A 21,214-nucleotide genomic window follows, 5' to 3' on the forward strand; every position below is an offset into this window, starting at 1 on the left:
CCCTTCGGTGGCGGGACGGAGGTTTCGGAATGCCTGACTGGGGCGCGGGTCGCGGTCAGGCGTGGTGCGCTGCGGTGCTCCGGTCGCCGCTCTCGGCCGGGTAGTGCTTGCGCAGGTCGGAGTTCGTCATCCGGTCGAGCAGCCGGTCAGGGAGGAAGCGGGAGGCGCGGATGAGGAAACCGGCCATGGCGCCGATGATGTATCGGGTGCGGGGCCTGCGGTCGATCACCGCCCTGGCGATCGTCTTGGCCGCGACGTCGGAGGTCACGCCGGCTTTGGTGAATGCGGCGACGTGGGAGGGCAACCCCTGCACCAGGGCGCCGTAGCGGGCGTTCTGCTCCGGTGTCATGCCGGCGCTGAGCTGGCTCAGTCTGGCGAGGCCGGTACCGGCCATCTCGGTTTTGACGCCGCCCGGTTCGACGACGACCACCTGCACGCCGTCAGGGGCCAACTCGTTGCGCAGTGCGTCGCTCACGGCTTCCATCGCGTGCTTGCTGGCGGCGTACGGGCCGTAGCCGGCCATGGAGAGTTTGCCGTTCACCGAACTGATGTTGACGATGCGGCCCTTGCTGCGCAGCAGCGCAGGTAGCAGGGCTTGGGTGACGGCGATATGGCCGAAGAGGTTCACCTCGAAGATGCGCCGCCACTCGTCGAGCGGCGTGACTTCGATCGGGCCGGCGGCGGGGATGCCGGCGTTGTTGACCAGCGCCCGCAACGGCCGCCGTTGCGGGTCGCCGTCGACGCGGGCCACCAGCGCCGCGAGGTGTTGCTGGTTGGTGATGTCGAGGATCACCGGCTCGATGCCCGCGGCGCGGAGAGCCGCGCCGTCGCTGTCACGCCGGACCCCGGCGAGGACGTGGAAGCCGCGGCGAGCCAGTTCGCGTGCGGTGGCTGCGCCCATCCCGGTTGATGCGCCGGTCACGATCACGAGTTCCAAATTTTCGGTTGACGTTGTCATGAGAACTACGGTCACAGGTTCGGATGACATTGTCAAGTCAGTGGGGTGACTCCGTCATCTGAGCTGCGGTAGCATGCCCGGTGTGACCAGTCGCGCCGAGTCCGCTGCCGCCACGCGCCGAGCCTTGATCGAAGCGGCGGCCGAGCTTCTCGATCTCGGGGGCCTCGATGCCGTGACGCTTCGGGCGGTCGGGGCACGTGCCGGGGTGACCCGCGGAGCGCCTTACACCCATTTCGCCGACAAGGAGAGCCTGCTGATCGAGATCGGGACGCGAGCATGGGAGCGGCTCGCGGATCAGTCGGCGGCTCTACGCGCGAACACCGGCATGTCATCCGCCGACAAACTCGGCAGTCTCGTCACCGCGTTCCTCGACCTCGGCCGCAGACAGCCCCACCTCTACCGGCTGATGTACAGCAACCCGGCCGGCGACCCGACCGCCATGGCCCGTGCTGCCCAGCGCAGCCAAGACGAGTTCCTGGCGATCGTCGCCGACCTGGTCGGCGAGCAGAACGCTCGCCGATACGGAGCCCTCCTCATCGGCACCGTGAACGGGATCACCGGCATGGAGGTCAGCAACCAGCTCGCTGACCCGAAGTGGGGCGTCAAGGCAGAAGAACTCGTCAACACCCTCATCGACATGATCGCCAACGTGAATCAGCGCGCAGACAAAGGTTGAAGGACTGACATTGGCTTCGTTCATGACAGTTCGGGTCAAGGTCATGACAGCGCACCCGGCAAAGCGCAGCCACGTCGATGAACCTCGTGACCGTCGCCAGGCCGGGCCGAGCTCCGACACCAAATAGGTTGATGCCGCACGCCGCATCTCGTTGACCCGGGGCAGCTCAGCAACCTCCGGCGAGACCGTAGTCTGTGCGGACTCGGCGTTCTACGCCAAAACCGTGATCAACACCTGCTTACTGACCTGCGACTTCCGCGGTCGGCTTCGTCAGCTCACGGCGATCGTGAAGGCCGCCCAGGGCCCGGCGCCGCAAACGGCGTCCCCCGCGATCAGCCATGACGTGGTGACCTGTTCCTGCTTCAGCCTCGCCGCCTCGCGGCAGCGCCTCAGCTCCGTCCCGAGCCGGCGGCGCCGCAGCACGGGTCCCTCATCGCCGGCCAACCGGACCTCAGGAAAGCTCGACCTGCCGGGGCCGGTGTTCGAGATCTGACAGCGTGTTCAGCTTGTCGCGCCCGTGTAGCGGCGCAGGCCCAGGCGCCAGGCCGTGATGGCCAGGGCCGTCGCGGTGGCCGCGGCCACAGCGGCGGTGAGCAGGGCGGCCGGCTGGGGTCCTCGCAGCAACGCGGCGACCGGTGTCGTCGCGATCAGGGCGAGCGGGATGACGTAGGTGAGCAGCAGCCGGAGCGGGCGGCGGTAGATGCCGACCGGGTAGCGGGCCAGCTGCCAGATGGCGTTGTAGAAGACGTCGAGCTCGAGCCGCGGCGCCCAGAAGGCCAGGCAGGCGAGCAGCACGCCGAGGGCCCAGGTGACGGCGGCGCCGGCCAGCACCAGCAGCAGCCACGCCGCGACGCCGAGGGGGCTGGGCGGGTGGCCGTACGCGCCGAGACCGAGGACGCCGAGGCCGAGCACCGCCTGGACGAGGGCGAGGGGGGCCGCGGTGGCGAGGCTGGCGAGGAAGAGGCTGGGTGCGGGCTGCAGCAGGTAGGTGTCGAGGGTGCCCTCGCGGATGCCGCGGCTGGGGAACCAGGCCAGATTGGGATCGAGGAACGCGGCCTTGACGCCGGTGAGCAACTCGTAGGTGCCGACGAGCATGAACGTCTCGGGACGGGTCCAGCCGGCCAGGTGGTCGGTGTGGGTGAAGACGAGCAGCACGGTCGCGAGCGAGGACAGCAGGCCGGCGACGGCGAGCGCGACGTCGAAGAGCAGGTTCGTGCGAAAGGTCAGGGTACGCCGCAGCGACATCGAGAAGCCGGCGGCGAACAGGCGGGCGAGTTTCCGCACGGGTCACGCGCCGACGACGGTGTAGCGACGGGCGCCGGAGCGCCACACCACGGCGGCGAGCACGGTGAACGCCGCGATCCAGGCCAGGCCGCGGCCGAGGGCGGCGACGGCGGCCGGCCCGGTGACCGCGCCGGTTGCGATGTCGGCGGGCAGGCCCAGCATGGCGTGGAAGGGCAGCGCCTGCGCGACCGTGCGCCACGGACCGGGCAGCAGGGAGACGGGAGCGACGGCCCCGCCGAGCAGGGCCATCAGCATCCCGCCGAAGGTGACGACGGCGTGCACCCGTTCGGTCCAGAAGGCGGTGAGCGCGAGGATCCAGGTGTACAGGAACCGCAGGACGGCCGCGCCCGCCAGCGCGGGCAGTGCGAGCAGCAGGTCCGCCGGGCGGTAGGTGGCGCCGAGCAGGAACCCGGCCAGCACGGCCGGAGGCAGCCCGAACAGCGTCATCCAGAGCCGGATGGCCAGGTTCTCGCCGATCGGGCCGATGACGACGGGCTGCGGCCGGAGCAGTTCGTGGCTGACGGTGCCCTGGTAGACGGTCTCGGAGAAGGTGTGGTTCTCGTACGACGCGGTCATGATCTGCACGGCGATCAGCGCGGCGAAGTAGGAGACGACGCGCGGGTCGCCCGGGAACACGGCCGACCACACGAACAGGCCGGCCAGCGGGACGAGGGACTCGTTGGCGACCAGCGTGATCGTGAACCACCAGGTGCCCGACCAGTCCAGGAACTGGCGGCGCACGCGCAGTGCGGTCAGCCGGAGGATCCGCCTCACGCCAGGCCGTCGCGGTAGGCGCGGTCGATGACGTTCTCCAGCGGGGGCTCCTCGACCGCCAGGTCCGCCACGTCCAGGCTGGTCAGCAGGGCGGCGGTGACCCGGGCGACCCGCTCCCGCGGCACCCGTAGCACCCACCTGCCGTCGGCGTGCTCCACGATCTCGCCGGCCGCGGCGAAATCGGGTCTCGTCGCGCCGGCCACGCTGACCCGGACCAGCTTGTACGGCGTCAGGCGGGCGGCCAGCTCGCGCAGCGGCCCGTCGTAGCGCACCCGGCCGTGGTCGATGAGGATCAGCCGGCGGCACAGTGACTCGACGTCGGCCATGTAGTGGCTGGTGAGCAGGATCGTGGCGCCGGTCTGGGCGGCGTGCCCGGCGAGGAAGCGGCGGATCACGGCGGTGGCGGTCACGTCGAGGCCCAGGGTCGGCTCGTCGAGGAACAGCACCCGCGGCCGGTAGAGCAGGGCCAGCGCGAGGCCGGTGCGCATCCGCTCGCCGAGGCTGAGCGCCCGCAGCTGGCGCTCCAGCAGCGGCCCGAGGTCGAGCAGGCCGGTCAGCTCGGCCAAGGTCTGCCGGTAGTCGCCGGGCGCGACGTCGTAGAGCAGCCGCTGGTAGTCGAGCGCGTCGAGCACGGTCAGCTCCTGCGACCCGCCGACCGGCTGGCTGCCGCGGATCAGGGCGATCTGCTTCAGGAACGGCGCCTTGCGCTGCCCGGGGGTGAAGCCGAGCACGCGCAGCTCGCCCGAGGTGGGATGGAGCAGGCCGGAGAGCATCTTCAAGGTGGTGGTCTTGCCGGCGCCGTTGGGCCCGATGAACCCGACGACCTCGCCGGGCGCGATCTCGAAGGACACCTGCCGGACGGCGTCGACGTCGCGGTACCGGCGGCGCACCACGGACGCGAGCGCGGCGGCCAGGCCGCCGGCCCGGACCGGCACCCGGTACCGCATGGTCAGGTCTTCTGCGACGACGACAGCCACACCCCACCTCCAGGCATTGAAAGCTATCATTGAACCTCCGCTTGATGGTTCTGTCGCGAAGGGTGCCGGGTGACCTCAGCAGTGACCGGAAAAGACTCCAATGCTGGTGGAAGGCTACGGATCACCGAGCTGGCCCGGGCGAGCGGCCTGTCGGTCCAACAGATCCGCAATTACGTCGAGTTGGGGCTGCTGCCGCCCACCAAGCGCGCCGCCAACGGCTACCGCATCTTCACCGCCGCGCACGCCGAGGCGCTCCGCACCGCACGCACCCTCATGGCCGGCTACGGCTGGCAGACCGCGCTGACCGTGCTGCGCGCCGTCCACGCAGGCGATCTGCACATGGCCCTGGCCACTGTCGACCGCAGCCACGCCGCACTCGCCGAGGAACGCACGCAGGTGGCGGAGACGCTGGAGGCGTTCGACGGCGAGCTACCCCCACGGCTACGCGTGCAACGCCCGCTGCACATCGGCGACGCCGCCGCGACTGCCGGGGTACGGCCGTCCACGCTGCGGCTGTGGGAGCGGCGAGGCCTGCTCTCGCCGGGCCGCGAACGCGGCACCGGCTACCGCGTCTACGACCACGCCCAGTTGATCCGGGCCCGGATCATCACCATGCTGCGCCGCTCCCGGTACTCCGTCGCGGCCGTCCACGAGGTCATGGCCGCCATGATCGCCGGCGATCCGGCCCGCACCCGCACGGCGCTCACCGCCCGCCAGCGCGAACTCGACCAGGCAAGCCTCCACCGCCTTCGCGCGACCGCCGCACTCCACAACTACCTCGAGTCAAACCCTCTTGCGAGTACGGCGTAGAGCAGTCCCGTGGCGCACGGCCGGCTCACTGCCCGGTCACCTCCGTCACCGGGCTGCCGAGTTGTCCCGTCGCCCGGCCCGGACTCGCGGGCTCCGCCCGTCCTCGCCCGCCGCCGACCAGGCGCCGATCCGGGAGTCGCCCGCAGGCCGGTCGAGCGGGTCGGCGGCGCCAGCAGATAAGAGCGCAGCCGAGTTTGAGCAGGGTTTCGTGGATGTCGGCGCGGATCTCCCGGCGGATGCGTGGGCGGCGGAGCCAGTGCAGCAGAGCGAAGCTCTGCTCGACGACCCAGCGCAGCCTGCCCAGCCCGGACCCGTGCTCGGCGCCGCGACGGGCGATGCACCCGATTGAGTTAGGAGTTCCAAGCGGCAGCGCCGCATTAACGGTTATCTAAGGTTCGCTCGGTATGAACTGCGTCAGATAAGCGATGTAACCCATATGTAGGAGTTTATTGATGGCAATACATGCAGAGCCGTCCGGGCAAGCGTGGAGGTTCGGGGCGGCCGCCATGGCGCTGGCGACGGCGTTCGCTGTCGCCGCCTGCGGGTCGGACGCCGACAACAGTGCGGCGCCCGCCGCGCCTCCCGCGGCCGGCTCGCACGGCGCGCACGCGGGCGCGTCGGTGGGCCCACCGCAGCCGCTGCGCGCCGGCGAGCGGTTCGTCGATCTGAAGATGCCCGAGGCGTACACGCCCGCACCGCCGGAGGGTGGCGGCACGGACGAGTACCGGTGCCAGGTGATCGATCCGGGCCTGACCAAGGCACAGTTCCTGACCGGGACCCAGGTCATGCCGGAGAACATCGCCCTCGCGCACCACGCCATCGTGTACGCGGTGCGGCCGGACAAAGCTGCCCTGGTGCGCGAGCACGACGCGAAGACCCCCGGTATCGGCTGGCAGTGTTTCGGCGGGACCGGCGTGAAGGGCGCCGACGTGGAGGACGACGAACCGGGCGCGGCGTGGGTGGACACCTGGGCGCCGGGCGCCACGGAGACGCTGCTCGACCAGGACGTCGGCTTCAAGCTGGAGCCGGGCGGCCTGGTCGTTCTCCAGATGCACTACAACCTGCTCGCGACCGACGGCAAGCCGGGCGGGTCGGACCGCACGGCGGTGCGGCTGCGGTTGACCGACGGCACGCCGAAGACCCGGGAACTCGAGACGTGGTCGCTCGACGCGCCGACGGAGCTGCCCTGCGCCACCGACGAGTCGGGTCCGCTCTGCGACCGGGCGGCCTCGATCGCGGACGTGACGAAGCGGTTCGGGGCGGACGTCGGCGGAATGGCGGACGAGCAGGTGGAGGAGTGCAGCGGGGGTAAGCCGAAGCCCGGTAACACCCAGACCTGCGACCACGAGGTGGAGGCGCCGGCGACGCTGTTCGCCGGTTTCGGCCACATGCACATGCTCGGGCGGGCCTTGAAGGTCGAACTCAACCCGGGCACGCCGAAGGCCAAGGTGGTGCTGGACGTGCCGCAGTTCGACTTCGACAACCAGCGGCTGGTGAAGCTGCCGGCGCCGGTGGAGGTTGGTCCGGGGGACACGCTGCGGACGACGTGTACGCACGACGCGGGGCTGCGCAAGCAAGTGCCGCAGCTGAAGAAGCTGCCGCCGCGCTACGTAGTGTGGGGCGACGGCACCAGCGACGAGATGTGCATCGGCATCATGGCGGTCTCCCCTCGCGCGTCCTGACGAAGCGTCGAACGTGTGTGAGCTCACTGAGGCTGACTGAAAGACAGCTCTGAGCTCACACACGTCCGCACTGAACTCACACCCCGTGCGGCGTCGTGGCGGTCGGTCGGTGACGTGGGAGACGCCGGCGCGACAACGACTCAGGTCGGCGCAGATCGGTCGGAACTATTCCGCCGGAAGCAACAACCAAGAGTCCGTAGAACTCAGTCCAGATCGCGTGGGTGTCCACGAGGGAGGCCGGATGCCGCCGGAAGTGGCGATCTCGGTGCCCACCGCCACCCACCCTTGCCGCGAAGGAACGGATGCCATGCCCGCTGTTCTCACGCCCCGCGCCACGAAGGCGGCGACTCTCCCCCGCTTCGGGCGCGCTGCCCTCGCGCTGACCGTCGCTGCCACACTTGTCGGCGCCGGCACGACTCCCGCACCCGCCGCCGGGCCGTCCCCTGATCCCACCATGCGCGACGTCGCCAGCCAGGTGCTGGACAGCGGGGTGCCCGGATATGCCGCACGAGTCGACGACGGCCGACGCACAACCGTCACCGCCGCGGGGGTGGCGGACCGGGCCACCGGACGACCGATGACCGGCCGCGATCAATTCGAGATCGGCAGCGTCACCAAGGCTTTCACCGCAACGCTCGTGCTGCAACAGGTCGACCGCGGGCGAGTCGACCTCGACGCTCCCATCGATCGTTACCTGCCAGGCGTCGTGCCCGGCGGCAGCGAGATCACGGTGCGGATGCTGCTCAACCACACCAGCGGCCTGTTCCAGTACGTCGCTGACCCCGGCTACTTCACCCGGATGGAACAAGACCCCTATCACGTTGCCACCGAGCGGGAACTGCTCGACATCGCCTTCGCCCATGGGCCCGAGTTCCCACCCGGGCAAGGTTGGAGCTACTCCAACACCAATTACATCCTGCTCGGTATGCTGCTGCGGAAGGTGACCGGCAGGACCATGCCTGACCTCGTTCGCCGGCACATCGCCGTCCCTCTCGGCCTCACGCGTACCTACTACCCCGACCCGTACGCCAGAATTACCGGCCCCGGGTACGCCCACGGCTATTCCGTCTCGTTCGGCGATCCCGCTCCCACCTATGTAGACGTGTCCGACCGGCCGCTCGGCGGTTGGGCCGGAGCCGGCGGCGCAATCATCTCCACCCCCGACGAGGTGTCCCGCTTCCTGTCCGCGGTGCTGCGTGGCCGGCTGTTCTCATCGGCGGCGCTGACCCAGATGAAGACCACAGTCCCACTCCCGGACGAGGTCGGGGTTCAGGGCGGCTACGGCCTCGGCCTGTTCCGTCTCGACACGGTGTGCGGCACCGTCTGGGCCCACGCCGGCACCACCAGAGGCCATCAGACCAGAGCCACCGCCACCGAGGACGGCAAACGCACCGCCGTCGCCGATATAACCGCCACCCCCGGCATCACCGCGACACCCGGAGGCCAAACCCGCTACGCCCAGGTCGTATCCGCCGCCGACACCGCCCTCACCTGCCGGATGCTCAATCGCCCGGTTCCCCCCACCGTGACTCGATCGCTCACCAGCTGAACCTGGATCGGTCGACCGGAAGGCGGCCGAGGCCGTGGCATCTCCCGCCCTCTCCACCCCCTGTCCGCTTGAACAGCACGTGGAACCTAGAACCCTTTCGGCGCCTCTCTGCCCGGCTGTGGACCCCACAGCCGGGCAGCGGCGGCGTGGTGACGCATGATCTCGGTGTTCAGGCCATGACCCTCGGCCCCCGATGTACGGGGTGAGCTTGTGCCGACGGCGACATCGCGACCATCGCCGACGTGGAGGGCAGCACGCTTCTCCGCCGCGTCGGTTCCGGGTGGGTCAGTCCGGCGCGGGTGAGGTGGTCTCGCGCAGGGCGACGCGGCCCTGCTTCACGTGCTGCCTCAGTCTTGACGAGGGAGACAGCTTCCCGCGGTGACCTTCGCGCCGCCGCTCCATTTCTCTCCCAAGGCGAACATGGCGGCCAGGATCGCACCGAGCACCATCGCGCAGCCGGCGCCCAGCAACGGCGAGCCGGCGAAGGTCGCCCCGCCCAGTCGGCCCACGCCGATCGCATACGCCGCCCAGGCCACGCTCGCCAGCGCGGTGAAGAGCCGGAACCGGCTCAGCGGAACGGACGTCGAGCCCGCCGTCAGGGCGGTGGCGGTACGCCCGTACGGCAGGAACCGGCCGACCAGGATCACTACTCCGCCGTACCGCATCAGCGCACGCTCCGCCTTCTTCTTGACCACCGCGAGCTTGCCGTCGGTGACCCGGCCGCCGGCCTTCCGACCGAGCAGGTACGAGACCTGGTCGCCGGCGATCCCGCCGGCCACCACGGCGGCGGCCAGGGCGACAAGGTTCGGCGAGCCGGTCGCCGACAGCGCGCCCAGGCCGATGACGGCGACGTCGGTCGGCACGACCGGGATGAACCCGTCGATGGCCATGGCCGCGAAGACGATGACGTAGAGCCAGGGCGAGGAGAGCAGCGGTGTCAGGTGGTCGAGCATCGTCGTTCTTCTCCTACGTGCTGCTGACGTCGGTCGTCCGGCTCATGCAGGTGCCGACGATGTCCGGAACCGCCGATGGCGGATGAGGAGCCACTACGGCGGGTAGGCGATGTCGTGGGCGCGAACCGGCCTGCTGGGAAGCGGACGTCGGGACGGATGCCAGGCACCGCGGTCAGCTCATGTGGGATAGCGGAAGGTCAGGGGCCGACGGCAGCAGAACCGCGGCTGAGCAGCCACCGAAAGAAATCAACGCCCCTGAGGCCCCGCCGCATAGGTTAAAGATCGAGCTAGTACTGGCCCCAGACCGCCGTGGCGCCCGAGTCACCAGTCCGGTAAACGTAATAGCCGGTGATCGCGGCCAGCGCCACCGTCACCACGGCCAGCACCAGGTCGACCACCCGCGACAGCGAACCGGGCCGGCGCTGGGTGGCCAGGACCAGGACCAGCGTGACCACACCCAGGGCCAGCGAGAACGAGAACGTCCTCGTACCGAAGCCCATGTGATCGTTGATGATCTCCGCACCGCGCCCCTTGAGGCCCTGCTCGAGCAGCCGCTCATGCAGTTTGTTGCCGGACAGCATGGCGACCAACGCGGTGATCGGCGCTATCACGGCGAGCAGCAGAACCGCCCAGCCGATCTTGGCGCGCCACAGTCCGACCAGGGCGTACACGATGGCCCCGAGCGCCAGCAGCGGCACGAACACGACGGCGGCGTGCAGCACGAGAGCGTGCACCGGCAGGCCGTTCACCTGGTCGAACACGGAGCGCCTCCTTGATCATGGGCCGGGCGACCGGCCGAGAGCCGGCCGGGCGCCGCGAACAGGCCTGCCAACCGACCGGCCGGCGCTTTCCCGGACGGCTCTGCGTTGACTGCCATCAATAGCCTCTACATACGGTTACGTCGCTTGTCTGACGTCTACTTCGTACCGGGTGAACCTGAGACGACCGTTAATACGGCGCTCAGCCGGTTGGCCGAACCAGGTGCCGTCGATCACCGACCGCGCGGAACAACTCGAGTGCGCGCTGGTGCCGTTTCTCGGCGTCCGAGTACCCCTCGCGGCGCCGTGCCTACGGTGACGGGGTGCGAACAGTGATCGGTATCGTTCTGGCCGTTGTGATCCTCTGCTGCGGTGGCGGCGCCCTGTGGGTCGGTCTGCAAGCCCGTGTCGAGCAGACCGCCTATCCCGGCGGCACCACCGGCACCGCACGGGTCGTCAGCGTCGCCGAAGAGCTCACCAGCCGGGCCCGGCAACCCGCGTCGACCTCGTACCGGCCCACGTACGAGTTCACCACCACGTCCGGCCGGACCGTTACCTTCACCGACATGGTGTCCGCCAACCAACCTCCGGAGATCGGCAGCACCGTCACCATCTCCTACCAGGAGAGCAATCCGCAGGGTGCCAGGGTGGTGCGCGGCTGGCACGGCTGGACCGACGCCTCCGTCTTCTGGACGTTCCTGGCGGCCCTCGTCATCGGAGCGGCCGGCTTCGGGTTCTACAAGGTGGTCATCCGCCGGAGCCGGCCCGCGACGACGTGATCGGTAGCCGGCCGAGTTAGAAGGCGGCCGCGCGGGTGCCGGCCGCCGCCAGTCCGGCGCAGATCGCGTCCTGCTACCCCGTAGCGGCGACCGGCGCCGCACAGCAATGCTCCGAGGTTTGATTTTTGTGAATTGGGCGCCGATGGCGACCGCTAGCTCGTACTCTCAAGATCCTCGCAGGGACTGACGTCGACGGGCGAAGACCATGGCACCGCCGGATCCTTATCACCTCGCCGAAATCTTGCAGGAGCTGTTGCATCGGGCGCCTACCGATGTGCGGCAGAGTTTGACCGGCTGGAAGACGATGGGCGTCTTTCATGTCCGGGTTTCCCGCGGCTACGACTCGCTCCTGTACTCGGTGAACGACAACTGGTCGCATCCGTGGCTGATCCGGGAGGCCGACCGTATGGGGTTGAGCCGGTGGGATCCGACACCGGACGTCACCAGCCGGCAGCGGATAGGCACGCAAGGCGCTGCCTGGCACGCCGAGCAGCTCATCCTGCAGGCGCGACGGGTGTTGGCCGGTGCGGTGTCCCGAGTAATTTGCGTGGACTGCCGCCTTGAGCTGGCGGGCCGGCGCCGGGCCATACAGCTCGTCGAGCTGGCCGAGGGCAGACCACGTGGCGTCAATCTGGCGGCGGAAGTGAGCGAGCTGAGCGCAACGATCTCGCGCCGGGCCGGTCTGGGCAGCGTCGCCGGTTTTGGGGTCGGGGTGGCGCTCGAGTTGTTCCGTCAAGAGCGGGAGATGCGCGAAAACGGGTTCGTGTCGCGTGATGAGCCGTCGCACGGGCTGGAACGGGCCGCCCGGGTGCTGACTGGAACAGCCCGCATCGACCTCGAAAACAAGCAGCGCACCGCCGATGACATGAACATCCCGGTATGGCGGGACACGATTCGGCGAGAGTTCCAGGCGGGGCAGGCCAGCGGCGAGGTCGTCCTGTGGTACGAAGCCCAGCATCCACCCGGCCCCGGCAGTGAGTACCAGCATCCGCAGGGCGTTGACAACCACGGTCCGTTCTCCGTCACCTTTCAGCAGCAGGTCGACGGCCGGTGGGTCGCGGTGTCCAGCGACGGTGCTCCTGCCGGAATCACCGTCCCTGACCCGAACGTGGTGATCGGGCCCGCTCCCGACGCCGACGTCCTTGCCCTGCTCACGCAGCGTCCCGCCGACAGCGACGCGGCCGGCTATGCTCGCCCGGACCTGCGGATCGAGGTCCCTCCGCCGGCCGACTTGGATGCCACGGTTCCGGCGGGGGCACCTGACATCATGCACACGGGCGGGTATGCCGATTCGGGCGTGTATCCGCCCGTGGCGGGCGTCCCGGACACGGCATTGCCGCCGGTCCAGGAAGATCCAGCGCCGGCGAAGGACTACTCCGACCCTCACCACAAGGTGCTGCTGGGTGAGCATGACCCACACGCCGACATCGTCCTGTCCACTCACTCCGAGACCCATCCGGATCCGGTTGGCGAGCACTTCCACCAGAAGCAGGCCGTCGGAGCCGAGGCGCACGGCCACTACACCGATCTGGTGGACGGTAACCCCTACGGACACACGGATCAGATTTCCGGCAAACAGGAGCAAGCGGCGAAACACGAGGTCGATGACTGTGGCTACTGAACAGGAAGCGCTCAGCGACGAACAGGTCCTCGCCCGGGCGCGGCAGATCCAGAACACCGATCCGGACGGCGCGGCCGCGTTGTACCGGCAACTGCGCGGCGGTCCGTTGGCTGGCCCGGCCAACCTGGCTCTGGGCGCGATGTTCCTGCGCCGTGGCCTGCTCGACGGCGCGCAGTTCTATCTGCAGGCCGCCCTGACTGATCCCACGGTCAAGGCCGACGCGTTCGCCGCGCTGGCGGACGTCGAACGCCGCCGAACCGCCGAACCAGTCGCCGCCGCCCCGGCCGCCGCCGCGACCGGCCTGGAGCCGGCGGCCCAGGATCCGGGTGAGCGGCCGTTACCCTCGTCGGTCGCGGACGTGCTGGCGAAGAAGGACCTCACCGATGAAGAGCTGCGGCAGTCACCCGGCGAGGTGAAGTGGGCCCGCCGGCCGGTCTGGTGGAGCCTGCCTCCGATCGGCGGCGGCGGGCTCCGCACGCTGATCATCGCTGGCATTTTCACTGTGGTAGTCGTGTGGACCGAGGGCAGCGACGCCCAGCATGGGATGTGGCTGGGCCAATTGCAGCGTCTGGCGTGGGCGGCGTGGCCGTCAGCGCTGCTGCTCGGTATGACGTACGCGTGGCTACGCTGGTGGACCACCCGCTACACCGTGTACGAGCGGCGCGTCGAGGTGCAGGCCGGCGTCCTGTTCCGAGTGCAGCGCGGCATCTGGCTCTACGACGTAGAGCGTCCGGTCTATCTGACCAGTGATCCGTGGCAAACCCTGACCGGCACCGCGACCGTGGTCATCGAGTCCGAACGGCTACCCGCCCGCTCGCTCGGATTCTTCTTCCAGTACCAGAAAGCAGGCACGTGGGGACAGCTCAAGCTCGCCGGGTTCGGCGTCCGCGGCCAAGCGGACGAGGCCGTCGCCTACCTGACGCGGCAGATCCTGCGCGAACGTCGCGCATTGAAAGACCGCTTCGTCTGACGCGGTCAGTCCGTGTCGCCGCCAGTGGGGTCCGGGCTCGCAGTCACCGGCTCCCCAGTCGAGACCGACACCTTCACGACGCCGCCCGTCTCGATCCGCTCGCCCTCGGCGGGATCCACGGTTACGACCGTTCCAGGCGGCTCGGTAGCCGCAACATAGACAATCTCCCACCCCAAGCCTCGCCGGGTCAACGCGTTTCGCAACTCTTCCTCGGCGAGGCCCACGGCCACGGGAATGGTGACCTGTTCGACCGGGGGCGGCGAGCTGGTGGCCGGATGGGAGCGGCTGCGTCGTGGCTCCCGAGGGGTGTCGCGACGCTCCGGCTCACGCGTCAAGGTGGGTGCTGCGGTGCGAGGGGTGCTGCTGTTGGGTGGTGTCGGTGATGCGCTCGGGACCGCGGACCCAGCAGGCACCAGCGGCGCCGGCGCCGCGCGATCCACGAACCGTATCGCAGCCGGGCTGGTGAACCGGTCGTGCGCCCAGAACCCGGCCGCAACCGTTACCGCCAGCAGAACCAGCGCCGGCAGGGAGCGGTTCGTCCCGCCACGCTCCGAATCCATGATTGGACGGTACTCCGCCTGTACCGGCTAGAAACCGTGAACGGACTAGAGGGTCTCGCACAACCAATTACAGCGGTGTCATTTACTCCGCCCGTTGATCCGGAGTCCGCGTGGTTTCCGACCGGCCGCGCAGTCTGTTCCTGGTTCGCTGTTTGGCCGTCTTGGCGCGCTGGACAAATCCGGCGTCTGCACAGCCATAAGCCACTCCTGTCTGCCTACCGTCGACCTGCCGAGCAGGAACGGAGGGTTGTGGTGTTGCGGTGGCCTGTCGAGCCGATGCGGGCGGTTTCCGCGCGGGAACTCCCGCCAAGCAGCAGCACCGTCGGCTGGTGTTCGAGCCGAAATGGGACGGTTCTCCGGAGACACTTACGTGTCTCAGCTGATCGACGCGTATCGGTCGGTCTCGGCCCTCGACCGTTGAGTGATTGGCATGCTCGTCGATCGCTCGCGGGGTTCCGATGTAATTGTTCTTCGCTGACGCGCCGAAGGTCCATCGGGTCGGCGCTGTTGCGGGTTTGGGTGGGTCGGAGTTGGCCGGGTCGTTGGCGCGTTGGTGGCCGGCGGCGGGTACACCGATCGTGTTGTCGGAGTCGATGACGCCGCTGGAGCCGCTGTCCGGCTGGTTCCGGGGGTTGAGGCTGGATCGGCGTAGTGCGAAGACGATGCGGGCGACCGCCGCCTTTTGTGCCTCGCCGGTCGCTCATTCGCGGCGGATAACGCCGCTGCGGCCCGGAACCGGGACCGTCGAGACATGATCGCTGCTCTTACTCCGGAACAGCTCGTCACCACGCTCGCCGCCAGCTCGCCGGACGATCCCGGCCGCCCGGCCCTGCGGGAACCGGCAGCTCGGCGATCCGCGGATACCGCTCACGGGTCGCGCCGGAGTCCAGTCCGCCCTTCTCGGCCAGAACCACGAGCGCGCCCTCGGTGGGGTCGCCGATGAGTCGTCCGTCGCCGACAACGGCGTCCGAGGCGAGCACCATGGGCAGCAGGAACTGCTCGAGCGGCACGTCCGGTTCCCCGGCGACCCGTTTGATGACGCCTTCCGTGGCGTATCCGCCGCCGGAGACCACGTACCGCCGCCCAGGGACGGTCATCTCGGTCGCCGTCATCTGGTTGAGGGTCAGCGTCCCAGTCTTGTCGGAGTTGATGGCCGAGGTCGAGCCGAGCGTCTCGGTCGACCGCAGCCGCTTCACGATGGCGTTCGACTGGGCGAGCAGCTGGGTGCCGAGCGACAGGATCGTCGTTACCACCGCCGGCAGACCGGTCGGGATCGCCGAGATCGCGAATGCGACGGCCGCGGCGAAGACCACGTTGAACGAGTTGCCCCGGGCGAGGTTGATCAGCACGGAGGCCAGCAGGGCGATGCCCGCGACGACCAGGATCTGGTTGGTCAGCCTGCTCAACTGCCGGGTCAACGGCGTCTCGGCGTCCTTCTCCCCGTGCAGCATGCCCGAGATGCGGCCCACCTCGGTGGTCATACCCGTCGCCGTGACGACCAGCTCACCCGACCCGCGGGTGACGTTCGTGTTCATGTATGCCATGTCGGCGCGGTCACCCAGGTCGGTGTCCACGCTCGCGACCGCGTCGAGGATCGCACCGGCGATTCATCCGGAACGCGTCATGCGAGTCGGCACGGACCTTCCTAGCGTCGAAGAAGCGGCGCGGTGGTCGCGAACGACCAGTTCATCGCCGAGCCGGCCGCCGACGGCGCCGACGTGATGTTCGGCGGCGACGGGACGGACGGCGTGTCGTACAGCCTGCGGACGGTCGCGGTCGCCGTGACCCCGGACGACCGCGTGGACGACGGCGCGTTTCTGGAGCGCGACAACGTCGGCGGCGACGTGGAGAACCTCACCGGCGGTCAGGGCGGTGACTTCCTGTTCGGCAACGCCTCGGCGAACCGGCAGTTCCGGCGCGGCGGTCCGGCCGCCGGCCTTCGCCCGCGCATGGCGGGATGGATCGGTATTCTCGCGCCGCCGCGGGCCCGGCGGTCAGGCCGGCTGGATCGTGAACTCCGCGACCAGCCCGTGCAGGGTGTCCGCCGTCGCCGCGAGCGTGCGGGCCGACTCGGCCGAGTCGGTGGTGACCTTTGTCATCGTGCCGGCGGCGTCGGCCACGGCGGCCACACTCCGGGAGATCTCGGCGGTCGTGGCGGTCTGCTCGTCGACCGCGCTGGCGATCGTTGTCGTGATGTCGTTGACCTGCTGGACGATCTCCACGATCTGGGACACCGCCGCCGCGGCGGCCGAGGAGCCGGCCTGGATGCTCTCGACGTGGCTGGTGATGGCCGTCGTCGCCTGCGCGGTCTGCTGCGCCAGCTCCTTTACCTCCCCGGCGACCACGCCGAAGCCCTTACCCGCGTCGCCGGCACGGGCGGCTTCGATTGTCGCGTTCAGAGCCAAGAGGTTCGTCTGGGAGGCGATCGCCTGGATCAGCCCCACCACGCCGTTAATCTTGTCGCTCGCATCCGACAACGTGGCGATCACCTCACCGGCGCGTGCGGCGGTGGTCACGGCGTCGACGGCCACGCCGGCCGCGTGACTGGTGCTGCGCGAGATCTCGGCGATGCTGGCGATCAGCTCCTCGCTGGCCACCGATACGGAGTCGGCCTTGGCCGCGGTGCCGTGGGAGTTCTCGACGAGCACCGCGTTGCCGCCGAGCAGTTGTTTGGAGGAGTGGGACAGCTCCGCGCCGCAGGCGTGGATCTGACCCACGGTCGAGTTGAGGCGGGCGACGGTGTCGCGCATCGCGTTGCCGAGCAGGTCGCGGTCGCCGTGCGGCTGGACGGTACGGGTGAGGTCGCCGTGGGCGAGGGCGGCCGTCGACTCCGCCGATTCGCGCATGTACGCGCCGAGACGCCGGAACGATTCCGCGAGCTGGCCCAGTTCGTCGCGGGATTCGTAGTCCACCACCTGAGAGACGTCGCCGGTGGCCATCTTCTCGGCGACGGCGGCCACCTGGCGAAGTGGCCGGGCGATCGAGATGACCACCAGGACGGCCATTCCGAAGGTCAGCGTCAGCAGGACGCCGGTCAGGGCGATCACCATGGTCGCGGTCCGGCTCGCCTCGCGCGTGGCCGCGTGGGCCAGCGTCTGGATCGCGCCGGCCTGGTAGTTCTCCAAACCTTTGTAGAGGTCGATCTTCTTGGTGACGACGTCGAACCAGTCGCCGGCGATCACCCCGAACCCGCCCGTGGCCGCCTTGTCGAGGGCGGTCTTCTCCATCTCCGCGACCTTGGCGAAGATGTCGGACACCTGGATGTCCGACCACCGCTGGAGGACTTCGGGGCCGGCCGCCCGCTCGAACACGGTGAGGTACGCGCGCTGCGACGCGATGAGCGAGACGACGGTCGCCTGCTGGCCGGGTGCGAACCCGTCCGTGGTGAACACCGTCGCGAGCTGGGCCCGCTCCAGCCCGGTGTCTTCCTTGGCGCTCAGCAGCGCCAGGTATGCCTGGAGCCGAATGCTGATCGAGGGATCGCGGCTCTGTCTGACGGCGATCGCGATCGAGTCGAGCAGGGTGCGGTTGATTGCGGTGTACCCGGCGATGATCGGCCCGGGCGCCTGCAGCGCGGCGGCCCGCGACCGCAGACCGGCCAGGCCGGCCAGCGTTCGGCGCAGGTCGGCTAGGGAAGCCCGGACCGCAGCCGATACGTCCCCGGCCTGGGCGCCGATGAAGGTGGTGAGGTCGGCCAGCCGTGCGTCGGTGGCTGCTTGCTGGGCCTTCAGCTCCGGGCCGGACGCGGCGCCCTTGGAGCTGGTGAACTGGGCGGTCCGGCCGCGCTCGCGCTGGGTCTCGTGCAGGAGGTTGCCCATCCGTACCGACAGGCCGGCCAGTCGTCCGGCGCCGGCCGACTCGGCCGCCCGCCGCTGATTGTCAACGATCAGTGTGGTGGCAAAGCAAGCGAGCCCCGCGGTGGCCACCAGCAGGCCCGCGATGACCTTGATGCGAATCTTCGCGTTACGCCACAATCGCATCCAGACTCCCACATGGAGGACTCCGGGCAGGGAAAGTCGGCCCCGGATCCACCTGATCATCCTTCGGCGACAGCGACTCCGTACGGGTATTGGCGAGACCCGCTCCGAGTCACCGAGATCGACGAAGGTGCGCCATCGTGACCAGCCGGCAGGAGAGCGAAGTAGTGCGCGGCAGGTGGGAACGCCAGGACGAGCGCGAATGCTGCGAACAGGCACAGTACAAGGCGGGCCGGGCGGGTGTCCTTGACCGGCTGAGTCCAGCCGGCGAAGAAACGCCGCGGAGGCGCCAGGAAAAGGATCAGGATGAACGCCGTGACGGCGGTGAAGGTCGACAACGCGGTCTGCGCGGTGACGGTGGCTGCCGCGTCGGCGAATCCGGCCTCAGAGCCATCGACGCCAGTGTATTCGCTGAACCTCTGCAGGACGTTGGAAGGCACTTCGCCGCGGCCGATGCCCACGTCTACCAGTTGGTACACCACGACGTAGATGGCGGCCACGAAGGCCGCTGTGACCAGAGACGCCGGTCCGACGAAGCGGGCAAGGTTGCCCACGTCCCCGACGAGCGTCTGCTCGGCGGCAACGTGGGCGGCAAGCCGGTTGTCGTGAAGGCCTATCGCGCGAGCTCGACGGCCGGGGCGTTGTCCTCCTCCTCGACGGTGGGCGGAGTGGAGGTGTGCAGGGTGCTGCCCTCGACGTCGAGGTTCGGCAGGATCTTGTCGAGCCAGGCCGGCAGGGCCCACGCCGATCGTCCCAGCAGGGCGAGCACAGCCGGCACGATCGTCATCCGGACCAGGAAGGCGTCGACCAGTACCGCGGTGGCCAGCCCGAGACCGGGCATCTTGATCTGCAGGTCCGGAGAGAGCATGAACCCGGAGAAGATGCTGATCATGATGACCGCGGCGGCGGTCACCACCCTGGCGCTGGCGGAGAACCCGTCGATGATCGCGGCCCGCGGTTCGGCGCCGGCGACGTGTTCCTCCCGCATGCGGGTCACCAGGAACACCTCGTAGTCCATGGCGAGGCCGAACGCGATCCCGATGATGAAGATCGGCATCATGCTCACGATCGGTCCGGTTGCGGGCACCCCGAGCAATCCGTTGAGCCAGCCCCACTGGAACACCGCGACCATCGTGCCGAACGTCGCCCCGATCGTCAGCAGGAAGCCCAGCGTCGCCTTGATCGGCACCAGGATCGACCGGAAGACTACCAACAGCAACAGGAACGCCAGCCCGACGATCAGAGCCAGATATGGCAACAGCGAATCGCTGATCGTCGCCGACGCGTCGATGTTCACCGCCGTGATACCGGTGACCGAAACTTCTGCGCCGGGCACATCTGAGGTCGCCGACCGGATCGCGTTCACCAGATCCGTGGTCGCCGGATCGTTCGGGCCGGTCGAGGGAATCACCTGGAAGATCGACACCGTGCCCGATTCGGAGGCTCGGGCCGGGCTCACCCCGGCCACCCCCGGCAGGGCGGCAACCGTCGCGCTGACCGCATCCGCGTCCGCGCCCGCGCCGTCCACCACGATGGTCAGCTGGCCGTTGTAGCCCGGCCCGAACCCCTGCGCGGTCAGGTCGTACGCCTTGCGCGGTGACGAATCCACCGCCGCCGTGCCGTCATCGGGCAGGCCCAGCCGCAGATCCATCGCCGGGATTGCCGCGATACCCAGCACAGCAACGCCCGCCACCATCGCGATCACCGGACGGCGCAGCACCAGCATCACCCAGCGACGCCCCAGCGTCATCTTCTGCTCACCCGCCGCGACAGCAGGGGCGCGGCGGGCGCGGCGGCCCACAATCCGGCGACCCGCGAAACCGAGGAGCGCCGGCAGCAGCGTCAGCGCGATCAACACGGCCACGGCCACCACACCCGCGGAGCCCAGGCCCATCACGGTCAGGAACGGAACGTTGACCACCATCAGTCCGACCAGTGCGATGATCACCGTCAGGCCGGCGAAGACCACCGCCGAACCCGCCGTCCCCACCGCCCGGCCGGCGGCCTCTTCGGGGTCATAACCCTTCGCCAGCTCCGACCGGTAGCGCGAGGTGATGAACAAGGCATAGTCGATCCCGACCGCCAGGCCGAGCATCAAGGCGAGCGTGCTCACCGCCGACGGCATGTCGACCACTGCCGACACCAGGCCGATCCCCGTGAAGCCGATCACGACACCCAGGATGGCGGTCAGCAGCGGCAGACCGGCAGCCACCATCGAACCGAACGTCAGCAGGAGAACCAGGGCCGCGACGATCACGCCGATGATCTCCGCGTTACCCAGTTCGGGTTGCCCGCCGTCGACGGCGTTGCCGCCCGCTTCGGCGGCCAGCCCGGCCGTGCGGGCGCCCTCCAGCGCCGCCGTCAGACCGTCCTGCGCTGCGGTGGTGAGCTCATCACCGTCCACACCGTAGGAAACGTCGATGATCCCGAATCGGCCGTCCGGACTGGTCGATCGTTCGTCCAACGGTGCGACGTCCACCACCTGCGGCGACCCACCGAGACGAGACACCAGCTCGGACACCGCCGCTGCGTTCGCCGGATCGGCAAGCTTCTGTCCCTCAGGCGCAGCGATCACCACCTGCGCCGACGCGCCATCGCCTCCCGCCTGCGGGAACTCCCGTTGCAGGGTGTCGATCGCGACCTGCGCCTCGGTGCCCGGCACCTCCAGGCCATTGGTCGGCGTGCCCGACCACATGATGAACCCGCCGACCGACAGACCTACGGCCAGCAACCAGCCCACCAGAACGAATCCACGCCGGCGAAACGAGAACCGGCCCACGCGATACAGGAAGCCAGCCATCAGATATCAATCTCCTAGAATGTGGTGTTACCGATCAAAAGAATCGTTGAGAACAATCGGCGAGTGGGTCAGCGCCCACCCGATGT

At 69.1% G+C, this 21,214-nt stretch carries 20 protein-coding genes and 1 pseudogene; 8 read left to right on the forward strand and 13 right to left on the reverse strand.

Going from position 1 to position 21,214, the window contains the following annotated elements:
- Window positions 1-55: 55 nt before the first annotated feature.
- Window positions 56-928, reverse strand: coding sequence for an SDR family oxidoreductase (locus tag AB0O15_RS32145; RefSeq protein ID WP_364326226.1), 873 nt, complete (start codon window positions 926-928; stop codon window positions 56-58).
- Between the two features lie 112 nt (window positions 929-1,040).
- Between AB0O15_RS32145 and AB0O15_RS32150 the strand changes: the two genes are divergently transcribed.
- Together AB0O15_RS32150 and AB0O15_RS32155 are read left to right on the forward strand one after the other, a co-directional pair.
- The gene (locus tag AB0O15_RS32150; protein ID WP_364326229.1) at window positions 1,041-1,634 is read left to right on the forward strand and encodes a TetR/AcrR family transcriptional regulator; all 594 of its coding nucleotides are present in this window, start codon (window positions 1,041-1,043) and stop codon (window positions 1,632-1,634) included.
- A gap of 223 nt (window positions 1,635-1,857) precedes the next feature.
- Complete coding sequence (locus AB0O15_RS32155) at window positions 1,858-2,127, forward strand: hypothetical protein (RefSeq protein ID WP_364326232.1); 270 nt, start codon at window positions 1,858-1,860, stop codon at window positions 2,125-2,127.
- A gap of 8 nt (window positions 2,128-2,135) precedes the next feature.
- Here the strand turns inward: AB0O15_RS32155 and AB0O15_RS32160 are convergent, their stop codons facing one another.
- From AB0O15_RS32160 to AB0O15_RS32170, 3 genes are read right to left on the reverse strand one after another with little or no spacing between them, the layout of a single operon-like run.
- Entirely contained in the window at window positions 2,136-2,918 is a 783-nt protein-coding gene (locus AB0O15_RS32160) for an ABC-2 family transporter protein (RefSeq protein ID WP_364326235.1), read from the reverse strand.
- A gap of 3 nt (window positions 2,919-2,921) precedes the next feature.
- Window positions 2,922-3,692 carry an ABC-2 family transporter protein gene (locus tag AB0O15_RS32165; RefSeq protein ID WP_364326237.1) on the reverse strand — a complete coding sequence of 257 codons (771 nt, stop codon included), beginning with the start codon at window positions 3,690-3,692 and terminating at the stop codon, window positions 2,922-2,924.
- Window positions 3,689-4,669, reverse strand: a complete 981-nt coding sequence (locus tag AB0O15_RS32170) for an ATP-binding cassette domain-containing protein (protein WP_364326240.1) — start codon at window positions 4,667-4,669, stop codon at window positions 3,689-3,691. Before AB0O15_RS32170 ends, AB0O15_RS32165 begins: the two co-directional genes overlap by 4 nt.
- A gap of 69 nt (window positions 4,670-4,738) precedes the next feature.
- Between AB0O15_RS32170 and AB0O15_RS32175 the strand changes: the two genes are divergently transcribed.
- A complete protein-coding gene (locus AB0O15_RS32175) occupies window positions 4,739-5,479 on the forward strand; it encodes a MerR family transcriptional regulator (protein WP_364326243.1) in 741 nt (246 codons plus the stop codon).
- 169 nt (window positions 5,480-5,648) lie between these two features.
- On the opposite strand, the pseudogene AB0O15_RS32180 reads toward AB0O15_RS32175, so the two are convergent.
- Window positions 5,649-5,816 (reverse strand): annotated as a pseudogene (locus AB0O15_RS32180) (IS5/IS1182 family transposase); the annotation flags it as partial.
- 115 nt (window positions 5,817-5,931) lie between these two features.
- Here AB0O15_RS32180 and AB0O15_RS32185 point away from each other — a divergent pair.
- Window positions 5,932-7,161: a monooxygenase gene (locus tag AB0O15_RS32185; RefSeq protein ID WP_364326246.1), complete on the forward strand. Its 1,230-nt coding sequence runs from the start codon at window positions 5,932-5,934 to the stop codon at window positions 7,159-7,161.
- Window positions 7,162-7,270: 109 nt separating this feature from the next.
- On the forward strand, window positions 7,271-8,710 hold the full coding sequence (locus AB0O15_RS32190) for a serine hydrolase domain-containing protein (protein WP_364326249.1): 1,440 nt from the start codon (window positions 7,271-7,273) through the stop codon (window positions 8,708-8,710).
- Between the two features lie 347 nt (window positions 8,711-9,057).
- Here AB0O15_RS32190 and AB0O15_RS32195 read toward each other — a convergent pair whose 3' ends face one another.
- Both AB0O15_RS32195 and AB0O15_RS32200 read right to left on the reverse strand, forming a co-directional pair.
- Entirely contained in the window at window positions 9,058-9,663 is a 606-nt protein-coding gene (locus tag AB0O15_RS32195) for a VTT domain-containing protein (protein WP_364326252.1), read from the reverse strand.
- A gap of 287 nt (window positions 9,664-9,950) precedes the next feature.
- Window positions 9,951-10,424 carry a DUF2231 domain-containing protein gene (locus AB0O15_RS32200; RefSeq protein WP_364326255.1) on the reverse strand — a complete coding sequence of 158 codons (474 nt, stop codon included), beginning with the start codon at window positions 10,422-10,424 and terminating at the stop codon, window positions 9,951-9,953.
- Between the two features lie 329 nt (window positions 10,425-10,753).
- Between AB0O15_RS32200 and AB0O15_RS32205 the strand changes: the two genes are divergently transcribed.
- From AB0O15_RS32205 to AB0O15_RS32215, 3 genes are all read left to right on the forward strand, one after another.
- Complete coding sequence (locus AB0O15_RS32205; protein WP_364326258.1) at window positions 10,754-11,200, forward strand: DUF3592 domain-containing protein; 447 nt, start codon at window positions 10,754-10,756, stop codon at window positions 11,198-11,200.
- A gap of 205 nt (window positions 11,201-11,405) precedes the next feature.
- Window positions 11,406-12,821 (forward strand): hypothetical protein, encoded by a 1,416-nt coding sequence (locus tag AB0O15_RS32210; RefSeq protein ID WP_364326261.1) that lies wholly within the window; start codon window positions 11,406-11,408, stop codon window positions 12,819-12,821.
- Window positions 12,811-13,791: a PH domain-containing protein gene (locus AB0O15_RS32215; RefSeq protein ID WP_364326263.1), complete on the forward strand. Its 981-nt coding sequence runs from the start codon at window positions 12,811-12,813 to the stop codon at window positions 13,789-13,791. Before AB0O15_RS32210 ends, AB0O15_RS32215 begins: the two co-directional genes overlap by 11 nt.
- Before the next feature lie 5 nt (window positions 13,792-13,796).
- Here the strand turns inward: AB0O15_RS32215 and AB0O15_RS32220 are convergent, their stop codons facing one another.
- From AB0O15_RS32220 to AB0O15_RS32245, 6 genes are all read right to left on the reverse strand, one after another.
- Window positions 13,797-14,351: a PASTA domain-containing protein gene (locus tag AB0O15_RS32220; protein WP_364326265.1), complete on the reverse strand. Its 555-nt coding sequence runs from the start codon at window positions 14,349-14,351 to the stop codon at window positions 13,797-13,799.
- A gap of 782 nt (window positions 14,352-15,133) precedes the next feature.
- Complete coding sequence (locus AB0O15_RS32225; RefSeq protein WP_364326267.1) at window positions 15,134-15,925, reverse strand: HAD-IC family P-type ATPase; 792 nt, start codon at window positions 15,923-15,925, stop codon at window positions 15,134-15,136.
- A 71-nt stretch (window positions 15,926-15,996) separates the two neighbouring features.
- On the reverse strand, window positions 15,997-16,209 hold the full coding sequence (locus AB0O15_RS32230) for a hypothetical protein (RefSeq protein WP_364326269.1): 213 nt from the start codon (window positions 16,207-16,209) through the stop codon (window positions 15,997-15,999).
- Window positions 16,210-16,345: 136 nt separating this feature from the next.
- Entirely contained in the window at window positions 16,346-18,331 is a 1,986-nt protein-coding gene (locus AB0O15_RS32235; protein WP_364326271.1) for a methyl-accepting chemotaxis protein, read from the reverse strand.
- Window positions 18,332-18,387: 56 nt separating this feature from the next.
- The gene (locus AB0O15_RS32240; RefSeq protein ID WP_364326273.1) at window positions 18,388-18,882 is read right to left on the reverse strand and encodes a hypothetical protein; all 495 of its coding nucleotides are present in this window, start codon (window positions 18,880-18,882) and stop codon (window positions 18,388-18,390) included.
- Window positions 18,883-18,941: 59 nt separating this feature from the next.
- Window positions 18,942-21,128 (reverse strand): MMPL family transporter, encoded by a 2,187-nt coding sequence (locus tag AB0O15_RS32245; protein ID WP_364326276.1) that lies wholly within the window; start codon window positions 21,126-21,128, stop codon window positions 18,942-18,944.
- Window positions 21,129-21,214 lie beyond the last annotated feature (86 nt).

This window comes from Actinoplanes sp. NPDC089786 (assembly GCF_040684855.1).
Taxonomy (GTDB): Bacteria; Actinomycetota; Actinomycetes; order Mycobacteriales; family Micromonosporaceae; genus Actinoplanes.

Excerpts from the sequence above, each read along its gene's own strand:
- AB0O15_RS32185 (WP_364326246.1), top strand. The coding sequence starts at position 5,932 with ATGGCAATACATGCAGAGCCGTCCGGGCAAGCGTGGAGGTTCGGGGCG.
- AB0O15_RS32195 (WP_364326252.1), bottom strand. The coding sequence starts at position 9,663 with ATGCTCGACCACCTGACACCGCTGCTCTCCTCGCCCTGGCTCTACGTC.
- AB0O15_RS32210 (WP_364326261.1), top strand. The coding sequence starts at position 11,406 with ATGGCACCGCCGGATCCTTATCACCTCGCCGAAATCTTGCAGGAGCTG.
- AB0O15_RS32220 (WP_364326265.1), bottom strand. The coding sequence starts at position 14,351 with ATGGATTCGGAGCGTGGCGGGACGAACCGCTCCCTGCCGGCGCTGGTT.
- AB0O15_RS32235 (WP_364326271.1), bottom strand. The coding sequence starts at position 18,331 with ATGCGATTGTGGCGTAACGCGAAGATTCGCATCAAGGTCATCGCGGGC.
- AB0O15_RS32245 (WP_364326276.1), bottom strand. The coding sequence starts at position 21,128 with ATGGCTGGCTTCCTGTATCGCGTGGGCCGGTTCTCGTTTCGCCGGCGT.